This window comes from Bacillus sp. FSL K6-6038, from assembly GCF_038050455.1.
Lineage (GTDB): Bacteria > Bacillota > Bacilli > Bacillales > Bacillaceae_G > Bacillus_A > Bacillus_A pseudomycoides.
The window spans coordinates 4,571,721-4,593,947 of record NZ_JBBOUH010000001.1 but is presented as its reverse complement, the minus strand read 5'-3'; the positions used below and the strand labels follow the sequence as shown (position 1 = coordinate 4,593,947).

Genomic DNA, 22,227 nt, shown 5'->3' with positions numbered 1-22,227 from the left:
TTTTTATTACGCAAGTAGTTCGGTATTATTTTGGTGAAGCACCTCTTCATATTGCATGTATAAACCATGAAAAATTTCATCCCAGCTTTGTGTAGTGGCGTAGAATCTAGCGGCTATGCCCATCTGTTTACGCATTTCTTCGTTATTTAACAACTGATAAATAGATGATAAAAATGAGTTCGAATTTTTGGGCTCGCAAAGAAAACCTGTTTTTCCATCTGTAATAATATTTTTTACCCCGCCAGAATTCGCACCAACGACTGGTGTACCACATGCGAGCGATTCAAGAACGACATTGCCAAACGTTTCTGTGGCCGATGGAAATACCATGAGATCGGAGCATGCATAAGCTTCTGCTAAATTTTCTTCTTGTAAATATCCTGTAAACGTAACGTTTGCTGGTAAAGTTTCACGTAATTCTTCAGCAAGGGGACCATCTCCTGCAATGAGCCAATGAATATTATCTTTTCGTTCTTTTATTGTTGTGTGAATCAGTGTACGCAGTGTTTCGATATCTTTTTCAGGGGCAATGCGTCCGATATAGGAAAGAATGTATGGAGCAGTAATATTATATTTTTTTCGGAATAGGTCTTTATTGTAAGCCTGATGGAAGAGGGAACAATCTACGCCGCGCCCCCATATATATAAATTTCGAAATCCCTTTTGAGTTAATTGCTGTAATGTTTCAGGAGAAGGGACAAAGTTTTTTTGCATACTACTGTGAAACCACTTTAAATAATTCCATAACATATTGGAGAAAAATTCAATTTTATAATATTGCAAGTAGGAATCAAAGTCAGTGTGATAAGAACCGACAAGAGGGATATTTAATTTTTTCGCGTAATACATGCCGCATAGCCCCATGTTAAAAGGAGTAGCGACATGAATGATATCCGGCTGAAAGTTAAGAAGTTCCCGCTTAATACGCGGAGTTGGAAAAGCGAATCGACATTCTGGATACAGTATTTTTAGCGGAATACTTCTCATTTTATTCACATTGGCTACGAAATCATCTTCTGCTGTATGCTGCGGTGCGAATACGGAGTAAGCAATATTTTGTTTTTGAAAATAAAGGGTCAAACGATCTAGTGTTTTTGCCACGCCATTTACTTGCGGTGTAAATGTATCAGTAAATATGGCGACTCTCATCCAATCTCTCCTTTACATGAAAAATGGAATAAATTGATAAAAAGAGATGATGCCAGAACATGTGCCAAGGCACATACCTACAAATACATCTGATGGATAATGAAGCCCGAGATAGATGCGGGAAATTCCTACAATAATTGCTAATAGAAGTAAAACGACTAATAAGTTTGGATCATAACAAATAAATGGAACAACTACCGAAAAAATAGCTGTTGTATGACCTGACGGAAAAGAATGATCTTTTAATGGATGCGATGGATATTTTGCATCTTGAATTGTTAAATAAGGCCGTTTGCGTGGATACCACCTTTTTAATATTTGCACAGGAATATGACTAATTGTTAATGAAATAGCTGCTGTAATTGCTGCATCGTGCAGAGGACCCTGTGAAAATATAAGAAAGCATAACGTGAGCGAGATGGAAAAGATTGCACCACCGATATGTGTAATGGTACGGAAAAAGATATTTAATGTTTTTTGATCAAAGTAACGGTTAATTCCTTTGAAAATGTAACATTCTATTTTATATAAGGAGCTGCCGGATTTAGCTTTCATGAAATCTCTCCCCCTCATTTACATATATATTGAGATTATATCTTCTATTTTAATAAGACTTTATTGAGGGAATAATAAGATTTTGTAAAGAAAACGTTAGAGTTTTAACGAAAAAAGCTGCCATCGTGGTGGCAGCAAGTAGAGACTATTTTTGCAGTGACTTATAGTACTGTCCTTTTTCAACATATTGTTTGCGAATGCGTTCCATATCTTTGTGATCTTCATCTGTTAATTCGCGAATGACTTTTGCCGGACGACCGAAAGCCAGTGTATTAGGTGGAATTTTCTTTCCTTGTGAAACTAAACTACCAGCACCGATGAATGCACCTTCACCAATTTCAGCACCGTCTAAAATAATAGATCCCATCCCGATTAAAGAGTCTTTTTTTAAGGTACAGCTATGTAAAATAACTTGATGTCCAACTGTTACATCATCTTCTAAAAGAAGAGGGTACTGTGGACTTTGATGAAGTGTACATTGATCTTGTACATTTACGCGGTCTCCAATTATTACCTTAGACACATCACCACGAATGACTGTATTAAACCAAATGCTTGATTCTTCACCAATTGTGACATCGCCTGTAATCGTAACATAGTCAGCGATAAAAGCACTACTCGCAATTTTTGGATTTTTATCTTTATAAGGATATATCATGTAAAGCCTTCCTTTCCTAGAAACTAGTTTTAGTGTATCAAATTAAGGAAAAGAGTGAAATGGAGGAGTTTCGTATGTGGAATTATGAAGCGGAAGCAGCCAAAGCGGTAATCGTGATGGTGCACGGTGCGATGGAATATCACGGACGTTATGAGGCGCTAGCAGAAATGTGGAATCATTTCGGGTATCATGTTGTCATGGGAGACCTTCCAGCTCATGGAACAACTTCAAGAAATAGAGGACATATTGACTCATTTGATGAATACATAGAAGAAATAAAATTATGGGTGAAAGAAGCAAGAAAGTATCGGCTACCTATTTTTTTATTTGGACATAGTATGGGCGGTCTTATTGTCATTCGAATGATGGAAGAAACGAAGAGAGACGATATAGATGGAATTATATTAAGCTCGCCATGCTTAGGTGTATTAGCTGTACCTGCTGCTCCGCTTCGAGCTGTTTCAAAGGTGTTAAATATTCTCACGCCAAAACTTCAATTTCCCACCAAACTTACAGTAAACATGTCAACGAGAAATAAAGAAGTTCGCGATGCGATGGAAAATGATTCATTGTTCTTGCGCAAGGTATCGGTTCGTTGGTATAGTGAATTGATAAAATCTATTGAGATTGCTCATGACAAAATAGATGAGTTTCCAGACGTTCCGCTCTTGCTAATGCAGGCATGTGAGGATAAAATTGTAGATAAAACACGTGTCCGTAAATGGTTTGATAACTTAAATATTAGTGATAAGGCATATAAAGAATGGTCAAATTGTTACCATGAGCTATTAAATGAATATGAGCAAGATGAGATTTTGAACTATATCAAGTCATTTACTGAAATACATGTAAATAACATAATAGAAACAAATAAATAATTATTTGTACATTTAATAGAGGAGATGAAGGAAGAAGTGAACGTACCGAGTAATCCCATAACGCTCATGGCGAAAGTATACCGTGATGTGTTTCCGGTTGTACACCATGAGCTAGCGATGTGGAAAGAGCGTGCCTACCATATTCCAAATGACGAACTTCATAGTCAAGCGATTGCAAGTATTGAGCATAAAACATTTCATTGTGAAGGTGGTGGTATTTTAGCGCTGCTCGCAAATGAACAACGCGAGGAATGTATTCGTTTTATTGTGGCGTATCAGACGATTAGTGATTACTTAGATAATTTATGTGATCGTAGTACATCGCTTGATCCGAATGATTTTGCTGCACTGCATGAATCAATGCTGACTGCATTAACACCAGAGAGTGAAGGAAGCAATTACTATCGTTATCGAGATGATCAAGATGATGGTGGTTATTTAGATGAGCTTGTTGCAACATGCCAAGATGTTTTAAAGAAAACGAAGCACTATGATAAAATCGCTCCGATTCTTCACGAACTTGCTTGTTATTATTGTGATTTACAAATTCATAAGCATGTGAAACTAGAAGAAAGAGAACCGCGCTTACAAACATGGTTTGAGGCTCATAAGGAAAATGTACCGCCAATGAGCTGGTTTGAATTTTCGGCATGTGCAGGATCAACACTTGGAATCTTTTGTCTCGTGGCGTATGCGTTTCATGATGAATTACTTGATGAAGATATTGCAAAGATTAAGCAAGGTTATTTCCCGTACGTACAAGGGCTCCATATTTTGCTTGATTACTTTATTGATCAAGAAGAAGACCGACTTGGCGGGGACTTAAATTTCTGTAGTTATTATGAAAATGAACAAGTCGTATTAGAGCGAATGAAGCATTTTGTGGAAGAAGCAGAAAGAAATATTGGTGGCTTACCACATGCGAAGTTTCATCGCCTTATTAGCCGCGGTCTCCTTGGGATTTATTTATCTGATCAAAAGGTATCAGAGCAAAAGAATATGCAGCAAATGGCACGGCGCATCGTGAAATATGGTGGATTCACTTCACGATTCTTCTATTGGAACGGGAAGATGTACCGAAAGAAAATGGCGCAGTGATAGAAATAGAAAAAGATGTGCATTTGGTGCACGTCTTTTTCTATGTTGATTATTGGTGATGTTCTTTTTTTAATTCGTGAGAGAAAGAAAAAATTGGTCATAAATAAAAAGCATTTGTACAAGATGAATTGTACAAATGCTTTTTTTTATACTTTTTTTACCCGTATTTTAGAGAATAGATATAGTAAAAACTCAACTACAAAAATAATAAGAACAGATAAACCGAATAAAGGCATGACAATTCCTAATAAAATCATAATAAGTATAAAGGCAAATATGCTTTTTTTATCCTTTTGTTTTGATGGTGCTCCCACCTTACCTTGTGGCTTTCTTGCTAGCCACATTTTAACACCGAAATAAATGAGGAATAGTAAGGACAAGGTTGTAAGTAAGCATAGTATTTTGTTTGGCCATCCAAATAAATGTCCTTCATGAAGGGGGATACCATAAGAAAACCACTGTGCAAATAAGCCATAATCACGATAGTCAATTTTTGAAATGAGAGTGCCGCTATATTGATCAAAATAAGCAGTAATCTCTTCATTTGGTGATACGTGCATTCCTGTAATACCAGAACCGCTAGATTTTGAAATAGTGAATACTCCTTTTGGCTCATTTGGTAATGAAATGACATATGGTTTTTCAATTTGAATCGATTTCTCTAACTCATCAATTGAAAGAGCTGTCTGTTCGTTTGAATCTGATTGTGGCGGTGTTTCTTGTCTAGTCGCCCACGGTAACTCTTTAAACTTAGACTCTGGAGGAGCCATATATAATTTCGGATATCCTAGTGATTCATTGGAAGTTGCTATGTTATAAATTTGTTTTCCCATGAAAGCAGACCAAGGTAATCCTGTTAGTACTAAGAGAACGAGTGGAATTGTAAATACAATACCGATTATGCTATGAAGTCGTTTGGATCTCTCTCTAGCGTTTGATACTGGTGGTTTCTTGAAGCGTTTTATACTCATATATAAACCAGTAACAATTAAAAAAATCGTCCAGCAAGCGGCTAGTTCGACTAAGTAGTTTACAACGGTACCGCCTACTAGAAGAGAGCTATGTAATTCTCGCATAATATTTGCAAACGTTGCATCAGCATTTTGATCCCCAACAATTTGGTTATGTTTATCTAAGTAAACATACTTCTGATCACCCGTATATTCATTTGCCATTGTGAGTCTTGTATTATGATCATCTTTAAAATAGCTAATTTTCGTCACGTTATAGTGAGGATATTTCTTTTCTGTTGTTGAAATGGATTCAGACATAGAAAGAGATTCTGTTTGCCTACTATTTCCAAAATATAAATCTTTATAGATGAAATTCTCAACTTCCTCTCGAAACAAATAACCAATGCCACTGAGTGATAAAGTAATGAGTAGTGGTGCTATGAAGAGACCGGCGTAAAAATGCCACCTCCAGAAAATATAATGAAGCGATCGATTCTTTTTCATATTTTAAATCCCCCGTCCAACCTTTTATAAAATGAATGCTCATTTAATATATCGGGATAAAGTGTGATTACTTTGAAAGAATTGTGAAAAATGTTAAAAGTTTTAGGGGCATATAAAAAAGATGTGCAGCATGCGCACGTCTTTTTAGCGATTTCTGTCGAGGGGTTGATATATTTATAGGCGCGAAGAACAATGTTGGATACATAGTTCTGTCGAGCGAATAAGTTCTTCATTTCCTTTTTTCATTCGAATTTGGAGTGCTTTTTGAAAGTAAGGTAAAGTTACATTCAGATCTCCTTCATCTAGTTTACTTTTTCCGTAATGTTGATAGAGAAAATCTTCGTAATTTGTTAAATCATTTTGGTGCAACATATGAAAGAGTTCAGCAAAGATTTCATTTGCTTTTTCAAAGTCACTTTCCCAATGATATACATGAGCAAGGCGAAGTTTGTTAATAAAAATTCCTTGCGTATGTTGTAAGGCTTCATATCTTTCTATGGCCTTTTGTAAGTAGTATTTGCTCTCAGAAAGGTTTTCTACGATTCGGTCGTAAACACCGATTAAACCGCATTGCTTCGCATATGATATATCTGAATGAGCTAAATTTGTTTTTAAAAATGTAATCCCTTGCTTCATTTCAGCAAGGGATAGTGGTTTTTCGCGGAGATTTTCATCGAATGTATAGCCCATTTCAAAAGGGATGTTTTCTATTTGCATGGAATTCTCCTTCTATACTTTTTTGTTGGACAAGTATTCATTCACCACTGCCTTCGCAAGGCAAGCTGATGAATCCACTAAATAAAGGCTGTGTGCTCCGGTGTTTAATACAACGTTTAAATCTGTGCAAGCTATAATAACTCCATCTACCGTTTCAGCTAATTCTATGCAAAGTGTACGCCATGATTTAGTTGCGTCAGGCAAGTCTCCTATTTTTATGTTTGAGATAATTTGAGTGATAGCCGTTTGCCAGCTATTTTTATGTATATAGTCCATACCACGTTTTGCAATCCCATCTTGATATATACCAGATTGAACAGTCGCATCGGTTGCTAAGAGAGCTACTTTCCTTACGTGATCGGGTATTTCTTTTATCGTCTCATCCACCATATTTAAAATGGGAACTGAAATTAAATTTTGTAATTCATAAAAATATAAGTGCGCTGTATTACAAGGCATGGCAATAAAATCGACACCTGTGTTTTCAAGTTTTTGTGCGCCATTTATAATAGCATTTTCCATAGCTTTATGATCAATCGGTTTATCCATATAAAAAGGTGTTGGACAGGAATAAATCATCATATGAGGAAAATCCATATCATGTTTCGCACCGTATATTTTTTGGCATTGCTCAACTACTGTATCAACGAAGGGGCCTGTGGATTTCGGCCCCATTCCTGCTAGTATTCCAATCATTGTTGTATATCCTCCTGATTTCATAATCTAAATTTAGAAATTCTTGTTTTCGTCTACATGTTCCTTCTTTTTCGTACAAGATAAAGAAACAAACTCATTAAAACAAATGAATATGCAAGTGCCCATGCAGTAAGCAAAAGCACGTGGACAAGCAAATGATGTTCATATTGTCCAAACATCAGAAAACTATTGATAGGCGGAAAAACCCATAATAGTTCCGGCATTTCTTTTTTGAGACGAATGGAAGCAATCATTTTGAGTAAAGTACTTTTTCCAGTACCATTGCCACCGATAATGGCAACCGCTTGTCCTTTTGGAATAGATAAATGAATGTCTTTTAGTAGCAGTTGTTTGCCATAGGTCTTTTGTATTTCCTTTCGTTCTAATAACAAAATGATTGCCTCCTTCTTTATAGATTTCGAACATCCATTTTATGGTATATTTTATTCTCGGAACAATAAAAAAACGTGCAGCACATGCACGTTTTTTATAACGATTCTTGTTGAATCGCCGATATATTTAGCGTTTCTCAATCGCCACAATAAATGGCGGGTTATTTTGTTGGTTGATGAAGCCGTAACGAAGTACGTGAGCTTGTTTTTGATCCAGCTCTTCGGCGAATTGCAGGACAGCATCGCGCTCGACTTGTCCTTCTGGATGTCCATGATAAATGACTAGGACGATGATGCCTTCTGGTGCCATGACTTCTAATAATTGTTCGATAGCAGCTATCGTTGAATTTGGTTTTGTAACGATATGCTTGTCACCGCCAGGAAGGTAACCTAAGTTGAAAATGGCTCCGGTCACTTTGCCTTTTGCTTCTTCTGGTAATACAGATAACAAAGTATCGTGGCTATCATGAACGAGAACAGTTCGTTCTTCAAGTCCTCTTTCTTTTAGGTGAGTAGCCGAACTTTCAATTGCTTTACGCTGAATATCAAATCCGAATACTTTCCCGTGTTCTCCAACAATCTCCGCTAAAAAACAAGTATCGTGACCGTTGCCAAGTGTTGCGTCTACAGCATAATCCCCTTCTTTGACAGCTGTTTGCAAAAGCGTGCGTGCAAACGGTAATACACGTTCTAATTTCATACGGGTTTCACCTCATTTGCATATTTTCCTTGCCAGCTTCCGCGGCGTATAAATTCCGCATCGATGGAATTTAATACTTCCCATTTATTTAAGCTCCACATTGGACCAATCATTAAGTCAGGTGGACCGTCACCTGTGATGCGGTGCACAATGACATCTGCTGGAATGATTTCAAGTTGGTCTACAACAAGACTGACATAATCTTCGAGAGAAAGGAATTCTAACTGTCCTTTTTCATATTGCTTCACCATTGGTGTTCCTTTTAATAAATGAAGTAAGTGAATTTTAATACCTTGTACATCAAGTTTTGCGACTTCACGTGCAGTTTCCATCATCATGTCGTAGTCTTCAAGCGGAAGCCCATTAATAATATGGGAGCATACTTTAATGCCATGCTTACGAAGTTTGTTTACACCTTCTACATATGATGGATAATCATGAGCACGGTTAATGAGGTTCGCAGTGCGCTCATGAACGGTTTGCAGTCCAAGTTCAATCCAAAGATACGTGCGTTTATTTAAATCAGCTAAATATTCAACGACATCGTCAGGTAAACAGTCGGGACGAGTTGCGATTGAAAGACCAACAACATCTTTTTCTGCCAACAGCGGTTCGAATTTTTCTTTTAGCATTTCTAATGGAGCATGCGTATTGGTATATGCTTGGAAATAAGCGATACACTTTCCATCTTTCCACTTCGAGTGCATTTTTTCTTTCATTTCATGATACTGAGTTACAACATCATCGCGGCGATCGCCAGCAAAGTCACCAGAACCAGCAGCGCTGCAAAATGTGCATCCGCCGTATGCGACTGTGCCATCACGGTTTGGGCAATCAAATCCAGCGTCTAATGAAACTTTAAAGATTTTTTCGCCGAACTCTTTTCGTAAGTGATAATTCCACGTATGGTAACGTTTATTGTCATTTGTATATGGAAAAGGGTTTTGAACCTTCATTACATATCCCTCCTAAAGCCTAAAATGAAACAAAATCCATTATAACATACTCATAAGGTCGATATGGAAGGGACACACTAAGGGAGAACTAAAGGCAAGGAGGCTACATCATGGCAGAGCGTCAATCACTTGAAGAATACATTACGCAAGCAGAGCAAGCTATAGAATATGCAAAAGAGCAATTAGATATCGGAAGTAGACAAGAGCATTACAATACAATGGAGTATTCTGATGCACAATTACAATTAGAACAAGCTTATAACGATTTACAAATTATGCAGCAACATGCGAATGATGAACAACGTGAGCAATTAAATCGTGCACGTATGGCAGTTCGTCAATTACAGCACCAAATGATTATTACACCGCACTAATAAGGAGTGAATGTAATGGCAAAGCGCTCAGATCAAAATAACCCAGAGCAAAAAACGCAAAATGGACATAACGCTGAGTTCTCAAATGAACTCGATCCAGTGGTACAAGCAAAACAGCGTAATCGTAAAAAAGGACAACCACAAAAATCAAAGCAATCAGAGTAAGCCAGGTCGCTTGTTTAATTTTACAGGAAACCTGATGTATATGCAGACTCTATATGTATGTATCGCAATTTATACAATCTAAATTATTTTCAGTGTCATCTAGATGAAGTTTTTCAAGATGGGGCCATTCGAATAAATTTGGCGTGTGATTACGTATTGGACAGTTACGCCTTTAAAAAAATAATGTTGGAGAAAAAACTGCTTCAGAAATGGAGCAGCTTTTTGTATTTTTGAATCTCTCCGTTATAATTAAGATTCAAGTAAGCAGAGTAACGGAGGAATAAACAATGATTGCACATATCGGTACAGTAGCAGTTTACGTAGATGATCAACAAAAGGCGCTCGAGTTTTGGACAGAGAAAGCGGGATTTGAAGTATATCGTAACGATCCAATGGGACCAAACGCAAGCTGGATTGAAGTAGGACCAAAGGGCACACGTTCGCACTTAGTCATTTATCCCAAAACAATGATGCCAAATGCAAATGAGCTAAAAGCATCAATCGTGTTCGTAACAGAAAATATGACAGAAACGTATGAAACAATGAAGAAGAACGGGGTAGAATTTACACAAGAGCCAAATAAAATGCCTTGGGGTACATTCTCTATCTTTAACGATAATGAAGGGAATGAATTCGTTTTAAAAGGTTAAAACAATAAAAGGAAAAGCTGAGCTTACATGGGCTCAGCTTTTTGTGTGACATTATAATCCGAATTGTTGAATATTACGAATTTTTTATCGTTATTTGTGGTAATATATGGTATGTTAATAGATGGACATTTAAGTTTTTGAATGTATTGGTTTGTTTATAAAAAGCATGATAAGGAAAATGTGAAGGGGAAGGGATATAGATGAACAATACTATGAAAATAAAGAATGTCGATGTATATCCGAATGTAAATGTTAGCAAGGTAACACGTTTTTAATGTGATTTTTTCTATGAAACTGAATGGAATGAATCTATTGATATGGTTCTAAAAAAATGAAAAATAAGCATTTATATTACAAAAGTGTAAGGTAAATGTAATGTTAAACAATGGTAGATGATGCAGAAATGGTACAAACTAGGAAGTGGAAAAACAATTGTAGGAGGATATAGGATGAGCAAACCAGTTGTAGACGTAAAAAACGTCCAAAAAGTATACGGTAAAAAAGGCGAGAGCCAATCACATGCGTTAAAAGGTGTATCATTCTCTATTCAAGAGGGTGAATTTGTTGGAATTATGGGGCCATCTGGTTCAGGGAAAACAACGTTATTAAATGTAATTTCAACACTGGATAAAGCAACGGGCGGCGTTGTTGAAATTGCAGGTACAGATATTACAAAAATGAAGCAAGGAGAACTATCTGATTTCCGCTCACAAAAGTTAGGATTCATCTTCCAAGACTTTAACTTATTAGAAAACTTATCAATCTATGAAAATATTGCTCTGCCACTTTCTTTGCAAGGCGTTCCATCACGTAAGATTGGACCGAAAGTAGAAAAGGTAGCTGAAATGTTAGGAATTTCAGAAATACTTCAAAAGTACCCATCTGAAGTATCTGGTGGACAAAAACAGCGTTCAGCAGCAGCGCGTGCGCTTGTACATGAGCCAGCGATCATTTTAGGAGACGAGCCAACAGGAGCGCTTGATTCTAAAAATGCAACGAGCCTTTTAGATGCAATGACAAACTTAAATGAAGAACAAGGTGTATCGATTATGATGGTTACCCACGATCCATATAGCGCAAGTTACTGTCAGCGTATTTTATTCATTCAAGACGGCGAGTTATACAAAGAAATTCACCGCGGTGGTACGCGCGAAGCGTTCTATAAAGAAATTTTAGATGTGCTTGCAGACTTAGGCACACAAAAAGCATAAGAAAGGAGGTTCAGACATGTTATTTAAGCTTTCTATGTCAGGACTGAAAAGTAAGCTGAAAGATTACATTGTCTTACTTGTTGGTCTTGTAATGTCAATTTCGATCTTTTACATGTTCCAAACGTTAGCATTGAATAAAGCGTTTATTGAGGCGAATTCTGTAATCAGTAGTATTCAATTCGTCTTCCATGCTGGTGCGGTACTATTAGCTATCATTACATTCTTCTATATTTTATATGCTAATTCTTTCTTGCTATCACTTCGTCAAAAAGAATTTGGTATGTATATGATGTTGGGAGCCAAAAAGCATAAGGTGACACTGCTTATGTTTATTGAAACAATTGTATTAGGAGCAGCATCCCTTATAGTTGGTATTGCAGTCGGTGTAGGGCTCGCGCAAGGAATTGGTAAACTACTTATGCAACAGCTTGAATTTACTGCAGGTGGCTATCATGCATTTTATATTCCATCTATGCTTGTTACATGTATTTTCTTCTTAGTACTATTTGTTTTATCAGCAATTATGAATAGTATCAAATTATCACGTATTACGGTTCTACAACTGGTTCATGCTGATTCTAAAACGGATCGTGTTTCTAAAGCAGGAGTAAAGACTGTTATAGCTGCATTCGTTGGAATTATTCTATTAGCAATCGGCTATGCTTCTATGATTTACATGGGTAAGTTGGCGCAAATGGGGGTTATTATTGCATTAATCACTGTAACGTCCGGAACTTACATGTTATTTGGAACATTCCTTCCGCTTATTATTAAAAAGCTAAAGAGTAATAAAAAGCGTACTGAAAAAGGACTTAATGCTTTTACATTTGCACAGTTAAATTTCCGCATCAATAGCTTAACAAAAGTACTAGCTACAGTAGCGATGTTAGTGGCGCTTGGAGCGGGTGCGATTTCAGGCGGTATGGCGTTCAAAAATAACGTTATGCTTACTGTCGATGGTTTGGCAATTTATGATGTTGCGATTCATAATCCAATAGCCGAAGAGAAGAAAATTTTAGATGGTATTACATTTAAAGAGAAAAGTGAATATCGTTACAAAACAGACGATAAATATGTCTATTATTTAAAAGAAGATTTAGAGAAAAATCGTCCTTTAATACAAGATTTAAAAGATTTTAAAGGAATGAAAGATATTGGTAAAGTGAAACGAGTTTCTGAAGAACTGCCAGTAGGTGCGATTTCGAGTTCCGGTCAAGAAAAATCTGATAATGTGATTCCAAAGGAGTGGGATCAGGCATTAAGCACGATTCATCCAATTTATGTATCCCCTAATCAAACAATTAAAATTGTAGACCAAAAAATGTATGATGGTTTGCAAGGTAAAGAGGGCGTTGCATTACTTGGAAAAGTAGATGATTTCTTAACATATAAAAAAGAGTGGAAAAAAATTGACGAGTTGCAGCTAGTTAAATATAAAAATGTAAAAGAAAATTCCTTGCAAAGTAAGAACCAGTTTTATACTGGATTTTACGGCATCGCTAGTGGAACAGTATTTATGGGGCTCTTCCTAGGAATTGCTTTCTTAGCAATGATGGCAAGTTGTTTAATGTTTAAAATTCTATCGGGTGCATCAAGCGATATTACACGTTACCAAATGCTTCGTAAAATCGGTGTTCGCCGTGAATTATTAACGAAGTCTATCTATAAAGAATTATTCTTAGTATTCTTATTCCCAGCGATTGTCGGTATTGCTCACGTGTTAGTTGGTATGAATATTTTCGGATTTATCTTAATTGACCCGTATTTCCGTATTTGGTTACCAATTGTAATTTTCGTGGTCATTTACACAATTTACTACTTCATTACAGTTCAATTGTATAAAGGAATTGTTCTTCCGAAAGAGGACTAAGAGTTAGAAAATACCGAGCAGAGGGTGCTCGGTATTTTTTCTTTTTCATTTAAATATCATTATCTGAATTTCACCAACTATTAATCAGTTGCCTTCCTATTTAAAAACGACTACAATTTTACTGTTATGTATAGAACGAAAAAAACAGAATAGGAGGGGAAACTATGCCAAGGAAAGTATGGCTATTAGTAGCTGGGATGATTATTAATGTCACGGGTGCTTCTTTTTTATGGCCATTTAATACAATTTATTTACATGATCATTTAGGAAAATCGTTATCTGTGGCCGGAATGGTATTAATGATTAACTCGTTAACAGGAGTAATTGGTAACTTACTCGGCGGTGTTTTATTTGATAAATGGGGCGGATATAAGTCGATTTTAGTAGGAATTGTGATTACACTATTAGCGATTTTAGGTCTTGTATTCTTCCATGGTTGGCCATTATATGTTGTGTGGCTTGCGTTAATTGGATTCGGTTCTGGTATGGTCTTTCCATCGATGTATGCGATGGTTGGTACGGTTTGGCCAGAAGGCGGACGGAGAGCATTTAATGCGATGTATGTTGGACAAAACGTTGGAATCGCTGTTGGTACAGCGTGCGGTGGTTTAGTTGCTTCTTATCGTTTTGATTATATTTTCTTAGCGAACTTTATTTTATACTTTATTTTCTTCTTAATTGCTTTTATCGGATTCCGTGGTATGGAAGATCAGAAAGATAAGAGTGTAGAAGTAAAAGAAGGAAAGAAAAAAGGTTGGTCACTTACACCAGGATTCAAGGCACTTCTTATCGTATGTGTAGCATATGCTTTATGCTGGGTTACATATGTACAATGGCAAGGTGCGATTGCGACACATATGCAGGAATTAAATATTAGCCTTCGTCATTACAGCCTGTTATGGACGATAAACGGGGCGATGATTGTTTGTGCGCAGCCATTAGTAAGTACGATTATTCGTGCGATGAAGCGTTCTTTGAAACAACAAATTATGATCGGAATCGGCATTTTTGCAGTGTCATTTATTGTACTTAGTCAAGCACAGCAATTTACCATGTTCCTTGTCGCGATGGTGACATTAACAATTGGTGAATTATTTGTTTGGCCAGCTGTTCCAACGATTGCGAATATCCTTGCACCAAATGATAAGCTCGGTTTTTATCAAGGTGTTGTAAATAGCGCAGCGACTGTTGGGAAAATGTTTGGCCCAGTTGTTGGCGGAGCAATTGTTGACTTATACAATATGGAAGTATTGTTTATAGCAATCATGGTAATGCTTGTAGTAGCGCTTATCGCAACGAGCATTTATGATAAACGAGTGAAAGTGGAAGAAACAGTAGAAGAAAAAATTGCAGTTTAGTTTGACGGAACATGTAACATGTTTTAGAATATATTTAAATTAACTCATACTTGTAATAACAGTGAGAAGGAGTAGTAGTAATAGAAGCTGGTTTAGAGAGTTGACGGTTGGTGCAAGTCAATCCACGTTTCGTTATGAACTCGCCTTTGAGTTGCAGTTGTGAACCAAAGTAGCAATTGCCGTCTATCCACGTTACGGATCTAAGCGAATGTATATATTAGTGCTTGTTCAAAAGGAAGATAAAGAAATGCGACAGCTATCTTTACCGAACGTTTTGAACATCCTTTATTACATTAATTTAGGGTGGTACCGCGGGAATCTATAACCTCTCGTCCCTTTCTAGGGATGAGAGGTTTTTTGTATTTTAGGCGGTGAAAATAAATACAATTTGAATGGAGGATATCTCATGAGCTTTAATCATCAAGAAATTGAGAAGAAGTGGCAAGCGTATTGGGAAGGGAATAAAACATTCCGCACGCCAGATGAGACAGAAAAACCAAAATTTTATGCACTAGATATGTTCCCATATCCATCAGGAGCTGGGCTACACGTAGGACATCCAGAAGGATATACAGCAACGGATATTTTATCTCGTATGAAACGTATGCAAGGATATAACGTTCTTCATCCAATGGGATGGGATGCATTTGGTCTTCCAGCAGAGCAATATGCACTTGATACTGGAAATAGCCCAGCAGAATTTACAGAGAAAAACATTAACACGTTCCGTAACCAAATTAAAGCACTTGGCTTCTCTTATGATTGGGACCGTGAAGTAAATACAACAGATCCAAACTACTACAAATGGACACAATGGATCTTCTTACAGCTATTTGAAAAAGGATTAGCTTACGTAGATGAAATACCTGTAAACTGGTGCCCAGCACTTGGTACAGTACTTGCGAACGAAGAAGTTATCGACGGTAAGAGTGAGCGCGGTGGACATCCTGTTGAGCGTCGTCCGATGAAACAATGGATGTTAAAAATCACTGCATATGCAGATCGTCTACTTGAAGATTTAGATGATCTTGATTGGCCGGAAAGCTTAAAAGATATGCAACGTAACTGGATCGGTCGTTCTGAAGGTGCAGAAGTACACTTTAACATCGATGGTACAGATGAGAAGTTTACAGTCTTCACAACGCGTCCTGATACACTATTTGGTGCAACTTACTGTGTACTTGCTCCAGAGCATGCGCTTGTTACAGAAATTACAACTGCGGATCAAAAAGAAGCAGTAGAAGCGTACATTGATTCTGTAAAAGCGAAAAGTGATTTAGAGCGTACAGAACTTGCGAAAGAAAAAACAGGCGTATTCACTGGTGCTTATGCAATTAACCCAGTAAACGGTGAGAAATTACCAATATGGATTGCTGACTATGTACTTGCAACTTACGGAACAGGTGCTGTAATGGCAGTTCCAGCTCACGATGAGCGTGATTATGAGTTTGCACAAGTATTTAGCCTTCCAATGAAAGAAGTTGTAAAAGGCGGAGACATCACGAAAGAAGTATATACAGGTGATGGTCCACACGTAAACTCAGCATTTCTTGATGGTCTAAATAAAGAAGAAGCAATTGCAAAAATGATTGAATGGCTTGAAGTAACAAGTGCAGGAAATCAAAAAGTAACATACCGTCTTCGTGACTGGTTATTCAGTCGTCAACGTTACTGGGGTGAGCCAATTCCAGTTATCCATTGGGAAGATGGCACAATGACAGCTGTGAAAGAAGAAGAATTACCATTAGTTCTTCCAAAAACAGAAAACATTCGTCCATCTGGTACAGGTGAATCACCACTTGCAAACATCGAAGAGTGGGTAAATGTTGTCGATCCTGAGACTGGTAAAAAAGGTCGTCGTGAAACAAATACAATGCCGCAATGGGCTGGTAGCTGCTGGTACTACCTACGTTACATTGATCCAAACAACAGCGAAGCACCTGTAGATCCTGAAAAAGTAAAACAATGGCTTCCAGTTGATATTTATATCGGCGGTGCAGAGCACGCTGTACTTCACTTACTATATGCTCGTTTCTGGCATAAAGTATTATATGATATCGGTGTGGTTCCAACGAAAGAGCCATTCCAACAATTATTTAACCAAGGTATGATTCTAGGTGAAAATAACGAGAAAATGAGTAAATCAAAAGGGAATGTTGTAAACCCTGATGATATCGTAGCAAGCCATGGTGCAGATACACTTCGTCTTTACGAAATGTTCATGGGACCATTAGATGCTTCAATTGCTTGGTCTGAAAATGGTCTTGACGGAGCTCGTCGTTTCTTAGATCGTGTATGGCGTCTATTTGTTCAAGATAATGGTGAACTAAGTGAGAAAATCACAGATGCCTCTAATCAAGAACTTGAGAAAGCATACCATCAAACAGTGAAGAAAGTTACAGAAGACTATGCAGAGCTTCGCTTTAACACTGCAATTTCTCAAATGATGATGTTCATTAACGATGCATATAAAACAGAAGTACTTCCGAAAGAATATGTAGAAGGTTTCGTGAAAATGATTGCACCAGTTGCACCGCACGTTGCGGAAGAACTTTGGAGCAAGCTTGGACACAGTGAAACAATCACATATGCAAGCTGGCCAACATTTGATGAGTCTAAACTTGTAGAAGATGAAGTTGAAATCGTTGTTCAAGTTATGGGTAAAGTTCGTGCGAAACTGAAAACGAAAAAAGACGCATCAAAAGAAGAAATGGAACAACTTGCTATCGAAGCAGTGAAAGAACAAATTGAAGGGAAAACAGTTCGTAAAGTAATTGTTGTTCCTGGAAAACTTGTTAATATCGTTGCAAATTAATAGGAAAGAGCAGTCCTTATGAGAGGGCTGCTCTTTTTTTGAGACAACTGAAAAATGAGTGGAATTCCCTTATAGACAAACACCTATTCTTGTATGAGAAATATGATAACAAAGGCAGGTTAAATTGAGAGAAAGAGGTGAAAGAAATGAAAGGGATGGATAATAACGCATCGCACGGCTTTATGGTAGGTGAGGATGGCTATGCACAAATGCTAATGGGAGGAGCCGGACAACAAGGATATGGCGGGAACCCAACATGGATGGGCGGATCATCAGAAGGAGTTCCTACATCTGTAGCTGGAGCGCAAACAGGAATGCCAACATTCGTGGGAGGAGCGCAGGGTGGAGTTCCTATAGGAGTACCAACTACATTTCCGGCATTTGTAGGAGGAGCGCAAGGTGGAGTTCCTGTAGGAGCGCCAACTACATTTCCGGCATTTGTAGGAGGAACGCAAGGTGGAGTTCCTGTAGGGGCACCAACTACATTTCCAACATTTGTAGGCGGGGCACAATCTGGCTTCCCTGCATCAGTTGGTCCGCAACCAGGATTTGGTGGTGTTGCTCCTATTCTAGTAGGAGGAGTAGGTCCACAAATGATTCATGGTCATCACGTCCATCACGGTCATCACCAACATCACGGTTACCACCAACATCACGGTCACCACCAACATCATGGTCACCACCAACATCACGGTCATCACCAACATCATGGTCACCACCAGCAACACGGTCACCACCAGCAACACGGTCACCACCAGCAACACGGTCATCATCAGCAACAAGTACATCATCATGGTCACCATCAAATTCATCCACAGGCTGTTTTATATCAAACACAACACCATGGCCAGCATCAACACCATGGCCAGCATCAACACCATGGTCAGCATCAACACCATGGTCAGCATCAACACCATGGTCAGCATCAACACCATGGTCAGCATCAACACCATGGTCAACAACATCAAATATGGTATGGTGGAGCGGGAAGTGCAGGAAGTACTGCAGGAACAGCGGGCGCGGCAGGGCATGCTGGACACGGACACTAATAGAGTAAATAAAAAACATAAAAAAATTCTCTTGTGCGCAAGGGGATTTTTTATTTTGGGAATAGTAAGGAGGAGAGGAGGTGCATTACATATGGGAAAAGGTAGAAGTAATAATGCTGGTAAAAAGCAACCGAATTTCGATGATTCATCTAATTTCGCTAAACAAAGTCAACCGACAGAAAAGAAGAAAAAATAAAGTGAAACTTTAATCAGTGGGGGTTCTCTTCATCCCCCCTGATTATTAGCCCTCACCAATCGGGCTTTTACGGGCAGTTTATCTCTCACCTAACTTCTTTGCTTTCACCGAATTTTGAGGTGGGGGTATTACTGCCCGTTAATGCGGGATAAACAAAAAGGAGCTCTCTTCATAAAGAGAGCTCCTTTTTCAGATATATCGGCGTTTCGACACGACATATCGTTCGCTCGAAAAAATAAGACATAAGTGCGGGGCTTAACTTCCCGCGAATGGTAGCCTATTCAATCTTATTTCCCTGCTTTTACTAATGCTTCTTGGCGTTGACGCTCAATTTCAGCACGTAACTGTGGTTCTGGTGCTTGCCAGCCTTCTGGTTTTAAAATTTTGCCATCGCCTTCGCGGAAACGTGGTTTTCCGTCAGGGAATAGTTTTGCCATATTTGCATTGTTTACAATTTCAAAGCCTTTATCGGGACGAACTCCCATTTCTGCAAATGTTCCAAATGCGAAATAGATAAGGTCAATTAACGCATCATATTGATCTTCTACAGTATTAGCTTCTAAAAATTCCTCTAACTCTTCTTGCATAAAGCTTGCACGAATTTTTGCGCGTTCTTCTGTTAATTTTGTTGGTACATCTGTAACAGGGTGTCCAAATACCTCGTGCATTTTTGCAACAAGTTCATATCCTTTATCTAAACCTTTTTCGTTAGCCATGTTGTTTCATCCTTTCTCGTTTTGTGCCGAGTTTCATTGTAACATAAGGAGATTGTTTAATAAAAAAAACACCTTATAAAATAAGATGTTCTTTCCCTACTCTTCTTTCTTTATTAAAAATGATAAAGCGAGATCAATTCCGAACATCCCAACAAGTAGCGTCGGTACGACAACAAGTAAATAACGTGTAAATGAAACATTTTTTAAGTATGTATGAGCAAATAAAAAGACGCCGAGAAACAGAATACCATTTAAAATAGGTTTTACTAACTTTTTAGACATAAGCTCCCCCGTAAATATCTTTTTTCTTTATGTAAGTATTATCAACAAACTCCTCTCTCCGTTGTATCATGCCCGGAAGAGGAGTTCAATCATTATCTGACATTTTGAGGAAACTATATTTCATATTATTCGATTACACCTGAATTTGTAATATCAACCTCATACTTTACTGTGATAGGAACATCTTTATACATTTTTTTCCATTCATCTAATTTAAATGGTCGATACCTTTGTCTAAATTTAGCTCCAAGCCCAAGAGGATCAACATCTAGAGATTTGAATTTTTTGATGAGTTTTGTGGCTTTAGTATTTAAGCGTTTTTCAACTTCTCGTGATATTTTCTTTGTGTTCTTTTTATTTTCTAGGTTTACTTGTTTCGAAAGTTCTAGAATGCGTGCATCTATTTTCACTTTAATTAAAAAGGAAGGCTTTCCAGTTTTTACATTTACAATATATGTTGGTTTGGAACGAATATTATTAATCATTACATATCCATTATTAATTTTAAACTCGTGTGAATCTAACCGATGTTTTTCCAATAACCCCTTAAATACGAACATATCTTGTTGATCAATTTTTCCAACATACTTATCCTTTTTTAAAAGTCCAATGCCAGTGATTTTGATTTTGTCTTTACTCTTTTTTAGGATAGGCATATAAGAATCTTGGCCTTCACGATAATAACGAAATGCACCTAAATATAAATTATCAGTTGGTAAGGGGCCTGTTTGCATGTTATGCTCTAGCATTTTTTTTATATAGATAGCCACATTAGATGAAGTTGAATATTTTCCTTTTAACAGCTCAAGTCCGTTTCCTTCTAATAATCCAACATACACTGAGTTTCCGATGCTGACATCGCGAATCAGTGTATCAAAGGAGGTCGACAATCCTTTTTTAGCAATTCTTGTAGTAAATAAAGCAACGCGCATTTGTCCGCTTGCAAATGGTTGAGATGATTCCAAAGAAGTATCAGCTTTTACTTGTTTAACGGCATTTGCTATTCCTTCATAGACCTGTACTTTATTTCCTTTTCGCTGCACCGGACAAACTGATGTCACCTTTATTTTATTATTTTTTGCTGCATCAAAAACAATCCCTTGAATTAACTGAACATCATCAACAATATTTTTTTGCAAACAGCCTGTTATGGTGAATAAACAAATACATGAAAGAAGAATTAGTTTTCTCTTGATTTTTTCCATTTTCTTTTCACCCACACGATAAGAAATAAGATTGGGATGTAAACATATATAAGCCAAAGACTAACTTTGGAAGTATAACTAATAAAATCGTTGATATCATGCCTGTTTGTTAAAAGTTGTGACACAATAATTGTAATGAACATGAAAGAAAGTAAAATGTATTTTTGCTTTACATGAAAGATTTCATGCGTTCCTCTTGTAGCAGCCCATAATGGAAGAATAAAACTTGTAAGAATTACAAGTGCATAGCCGGAGATGGCAATGTATTCTAGTCGTTCGATAAAGGGTAATTGAATAACTTGTGTCATGGAAAGCTGAGACCAAATCATTTTTGATAACTGTTTTTCGCTAAAAAAAGCGAATGCCAAAATCGTGCTAAATAAATATAAAATGTTAGAGAATAATACACCATATTGTGCAAATTTATGAGATTTCTCGGGATTCTTCACAAATGGGTATGCCATAAGAAAAATTTCAAAGCCCGTCATAGTATAAATTGACAATTGAGATGCTTTTAAAATACTTCCCAAAGAATGCGTAAAAACAGGAAGTAAATTTTCCCAATGCGCGTACTTTAACATAAACAGGCTAAGAAAAATATAACCTAGTGTCCCACTAATTGAAACGACACAGATACCAGTGATGATGCGGAATCCTGATGAGATGATGTAGTAACTTAATAAACATAAAAAGGCGGTGAACATCCAAGTGGACCCGGTAGGAAACATCCATACTTGAACAATCTCGACATACGTTCGAACAACGGATATACTCGCAACCAAAAAATACAGCATGAATACAATATTAATGCCATTACCGAGCCACTTTCCAAAGGTTTGGTGATGAAGATCTATTAGGTTGCCTTCTGTATTTTTTAATAAGTAATACATCATCCAAACGAGAAGGTGAATGATGATTCCGGTTATAACAACTCCTATCCAGGCATCATATCCAGCCGCTTTTGCGATAATGCGTGCAAATCCGAGAACTCCAGCGCCGAACTGTGCACTATGAATCAAGAAGAAAACAAAGATAGGAGATATTTGATATTTTGTTTTGACTTTACTCATATGTGCACCT

General features: G+C 37.4%; 22 protein-coding genes, 2 pseudogenes and 1 other annotated feature. Of the genes and pseudogenes, 11 read left to right on the top strand and 13 right to left on the bottom strand.

Annotated elements, in window-relative coordinates; genetic code table 11:
- Nucleotides 1-6: 6 nt before the first annotated feature.
- The 3 genes from NSQ40_RS24150 to NSQ40_RS24140 form a co-directional block, all read right to left on the bottom strand.
- A complete protein-coding gene (locus NSQ40_RS24150; protein WP_003208784.1) occupies nt 7-1,149 on the bottom strand; it encodes a glycosyltransferase family 4 protein in 1,143 nt (380 codons plus the stop codon).
- 12 nt (nt 1,150-1,161) lie between these two features.
- A complete protein-coding gene (locus NSQ40_RS24145) occupies nt 1,162-1,704 on the bottom strand; it encodes a phosphatase PAP2 family protein (RefSeq protein ID WP_258248304.1) in 543 nt (180 codons plus the stop codon).
- Nucleotides 1,705-1,849: 145 nt separating this feature from the next.
- Nucleotides 1,850-2,362: a gamma carbonic anhydrase gene (locus tag NSQ40_RS24140; protein ID WP_003201317.1), complete on the bottom strand. Its 513-nt coding sequence runs from the start codon at nt 2,360-2,362 to the stop codon at nt 1,850-1,852.
- A 74-nt stretch (nt 2,363-2,436) separates the two neighbouring features.
- On the opposite strand from NSQ40_RS24140, the gene NSQ40_RS24135 reads away from it, so the two are divergent.
- The gene (locus tag NSQ40_RS24135; protein ID WP_018764577.1) at nt 2,437-3,240 is read left to right on the top strand and encodes an alpha/beta hydrolase; all 804 of its coding nucleotides are present in this window, start codon (nt 2,437-2,439) and stop codon (nt 3,238-3,240) included.
- A 36-nt stretch (nt 3,241-3,276) separates the two neighbouring features.
- On the top strand, nt 3,277-4,338 hold the full coding sequence (locus NSQ40_RS24130; RefSeq protein ID WP_018764576.1) for a tetraprenyl-beta-curcumene synthase family protein: 1,062 nt from the start codon (nt 3,277-3,279) through the stop codon (nt 4,336-4,338).
- Nucleotides 4,339-4,484: 146 nt separating this feature from the next.
- On the opposite strand, the gene NSQ40_RS24125 is transcribed toward NSQ40_RS24130, so the two are convergent.
- The 6 genes and pseudogenes from NSQ40_RS24125 to NSQ40_RS24095 all read right to left on the bottom strand — a co-directional run bounded on the left by NSQ40_RS24125 (nt 4,485) and on the right by NSQ40_RS24095 (nt 9,256).
- On the bottom strand, nt 4,485-5,795 hold the full coding sequence (locus tag NSQ40_RS24125; RefSeq protein ID WP_003208782.1) for a PepSY-associated TM helix domain-containing protein: 1,311 nt from the start codon (nt 5,793-5,795) through the stop codon (nt 4,485-4,487).
- Between the two features lie 174 nt (nt 5,796-5,969).
- Nucleotides 5,970-6,512 carry a hypothetical protein gene (locus NSQ40_RS24120; RefSeq protein WP_003208780.1) on the bottom strand — a complete coding sequence of 181 codons (543 nt, stop codon included), beginning with the start codon at nt 6,510-6,512 and terminating at the stop codon, nt 5,970-5,972.
- A 12-nt stretch (nt 6,513-6,524) separates the two neighbouring features.
- Nucleotides 6,525-7,208, bottom strand: coding sequence for an aspartate/glutamate racemase family protein (locus tag NSQ40_RS24115; protein ID WP_033796485.1), 684 nt, complete (start codon nt 7,206-7,208; stop codon nt 6,525-6,527).
- Between the two features lie 245 nt (nt 7,209-7,453).
- A pseudogene (locus tag NSQ40_RS24105) lies at nt 7,454-7,600 on the bottom strand (ATP-binding cassette domain-containing protein); the annotation flags it as partial.
- Nucleotides 7,601-7,727: 127 nt separating this feature from the next.
- Complete coding sequence (locus NSQ40_RS24100; RefSeq protein ID WP_018782087.1) at nt 7,728-8,300, bottom strand: class I SAM-dependent methyltransferase; 573 nt, start codon at nt 8,298-8,300, stop codon at nt 7,728-7,730.
- Nucleotides 8,297-9,256, bottom strand: coding sequence for a TIGR01212 family radical SAM protein (locus tag NSQ40_RS24095; protein WP_003201331.1), 960 nt, complete (start codon nt 9,254-9,256; stop codon nt 8,297-8,299). Before NSQ40_RS24095 ends, NSQ40_RS24100 begins: the two co-directional genes overlap by 4 nt.
- A gap of 110 nt (nt 9,257-9,366) precedes the next feature.
- Between NSQ40_RS24095 and NSQ40_RS24090 the strand changes: the two genes are divergently transcribed.
- The 9 genes and pseudogenes from NSQ40_RS24090 to NSQ40_RS24050 all read left to right on the top strand — a co-directional run bounded on the left by NSQ40_RS24090 (nt 9,367) and on the right by NSQ40_RS24050 (nt 18,748).
- Nucleotides 9,367-9,630: a YtzC family protein gene (locus NSQ40_RS24090; protein ID WP_003208776.1), complete on the top strand. Its 264-nt coding sequence runs from the start codon at nt 9,367-9,369 to the stop codon at nt 9,628-9,630.
- A 15-nt stretch (nt 9,631-9,645) separates the two neighbouring features.
- Nucleotides 9,646-9,795 (top strand): hypothetical protein, encoded by a 150-nt coding sequence (locus NSQ40_RS24085; protein ID WP_003208774.1) that lies wholly within the window; start codon nt 9,646-9,648, stop codon nt 9,793-9,795.
- 4 nt (nt 9,796-9,799) lie between these two features.
- A pseudogene (locus NSQ40_RS24080) lies at nt 9,800-9,931 on the top strand (DUF418 domain-containing protein); the annotation flags it as partial.
- Nucleotides 9,932-10,082: 151 nt separating this feature from the next.
- A complete protein-coding gene (locus tag NSQ40_RS24075; RefSeq protein ID WP_003201337.1) occupies nt 10,083-10,445 on the top strand; it encodes a VOC family protein in 363 nt (120 codons plus the stop codon).
- Between the two features lie 449 nt (nt 10,446-10,894).
- Complete coding sequence (locus NSQ40_RS24070) at nt 10,895-11,656, top strand: ABC transporter ATP-binding protein (RefSeq protein ID WP_018782089.1); 762 nt, start codon at nt 10,895-10,897, stop codon at nt 11,654-11,656.
- A gap of 16 nt (nt 11,657-11,672) precedes the next feature.
- Nucleotides 11,673-13,526 (top strand): ABC transporter permease, encoded by a 1,854-nt coding sequence (locus NSQ40_RS24065; RefSeq protein WP_258248305.1) that lies wholly within the window; start codon nt 11,673-11,675, stop codon nt 13,524-13,526.
- 164 nt (nt 13,527-13,690) lie between these two features.
- The gene (locus NSQ40_RS24060; protein WP_003201342.1) at nt 13,691-14,884 is read left to right on the top strand and encodes an MDR family MFS transporter; all 1,194 of its coding nucleotides are present in this window, start codon (nt 13,691-13,693) and stop codon (nt 14,882-14,884) included.
- A gap of 52 nt (nt 14,885-14,936) precedes the next feature.
- Nucleotides 14,937-15,224: a binding site (T-box leader), on the top strand.
- Between the two features lie 66 nt (nt 15,225-15,290).
- Nucleotides 15,291-17,699, top strand: a complete 2,409-nt coding sequence (leuS, locus tag NSQ40_RS24055; RefSeq protein ID WP_003208770.1) for a leucine--tRNA ligase — start codon at nt 15,291-15,293, stop codon at nt 17,697-17,699.
- Nucleotides 17,700-17,845: 146 nt separating this feature from the next.
- On the top strand, nt 17,846-18,748 hold the full coding sequence (locus NSQ40_RS24050) for a hypothetical protein (RefSeq protein WP_258248306.1): 903 nt from the start codon (nt 17,846-17,848) through the stop codon (nt 18,746-18,748).
- Nucleotides 18,749-19,231: 483 nt separating this feature from the next.
- Here the strand turns inward: NSQ40_RS24050 and NSQ40_RS24045 are convergent, their stop codons facing one another.
- The 4 genes from NSQ40_RS24045 to NSQ40_RS24030 form a co-directional block, all read right to left on the bottom strand.
- Nucleotides 19,232-19,660: a haloacid dehalogenase gene (locus NSQ40_RS24045; RefSeq protein ID WP_003208766.1), complete on the bottom strand. Its 429-nt coding sequence runs from the start codon at nt 19,658-19,660 to the stop codon at nt 19,232-19,234.
- A gap of 96 nt (nt 19,661-19,756) precedes the next feature.
- Nucleotides 19,757-19,942: a hypothetical protein gene (locus NSQ40_RS24040; RefSeq protein WP_003201353.1), complete on the bottom strand. Its 186-nt coding sequence runs from the start codon at nt 19,940-19,942 to the stop codon at nt 19,757-19,759.
- Between the two features lie 125 nt (nt 19,943-20,067).
- Nucleotides 20,068-21,147: a Ger(x)C family spore germination protein gene (locus NSQ40_RS24035; protein WP_018764564.1), complete on the bottom strand. Its 1,080-nt coding sequence runs from the start codon at nt 21,145-21,147 to the stop codon at nt 20,068-20,070.
- On the bottom strand, nt 21,123-22,217 hold the full coding sequence (locus NSQ40_RS24030) for a spore germination protein (RefSeq protein ID WP_003208763.1): 1,095 nt from the start codon (nt 22,215-22,217) through the stop codon (nt 21,123-21,125). The genes NSQ40_RS24035 and NSQ40_RS24030 overlap by 25 nt, the downstream gene beginning before the upstream one ends.
- Nucleotides 22,218-22,227 lie beyond the last annotated feature (10 nt).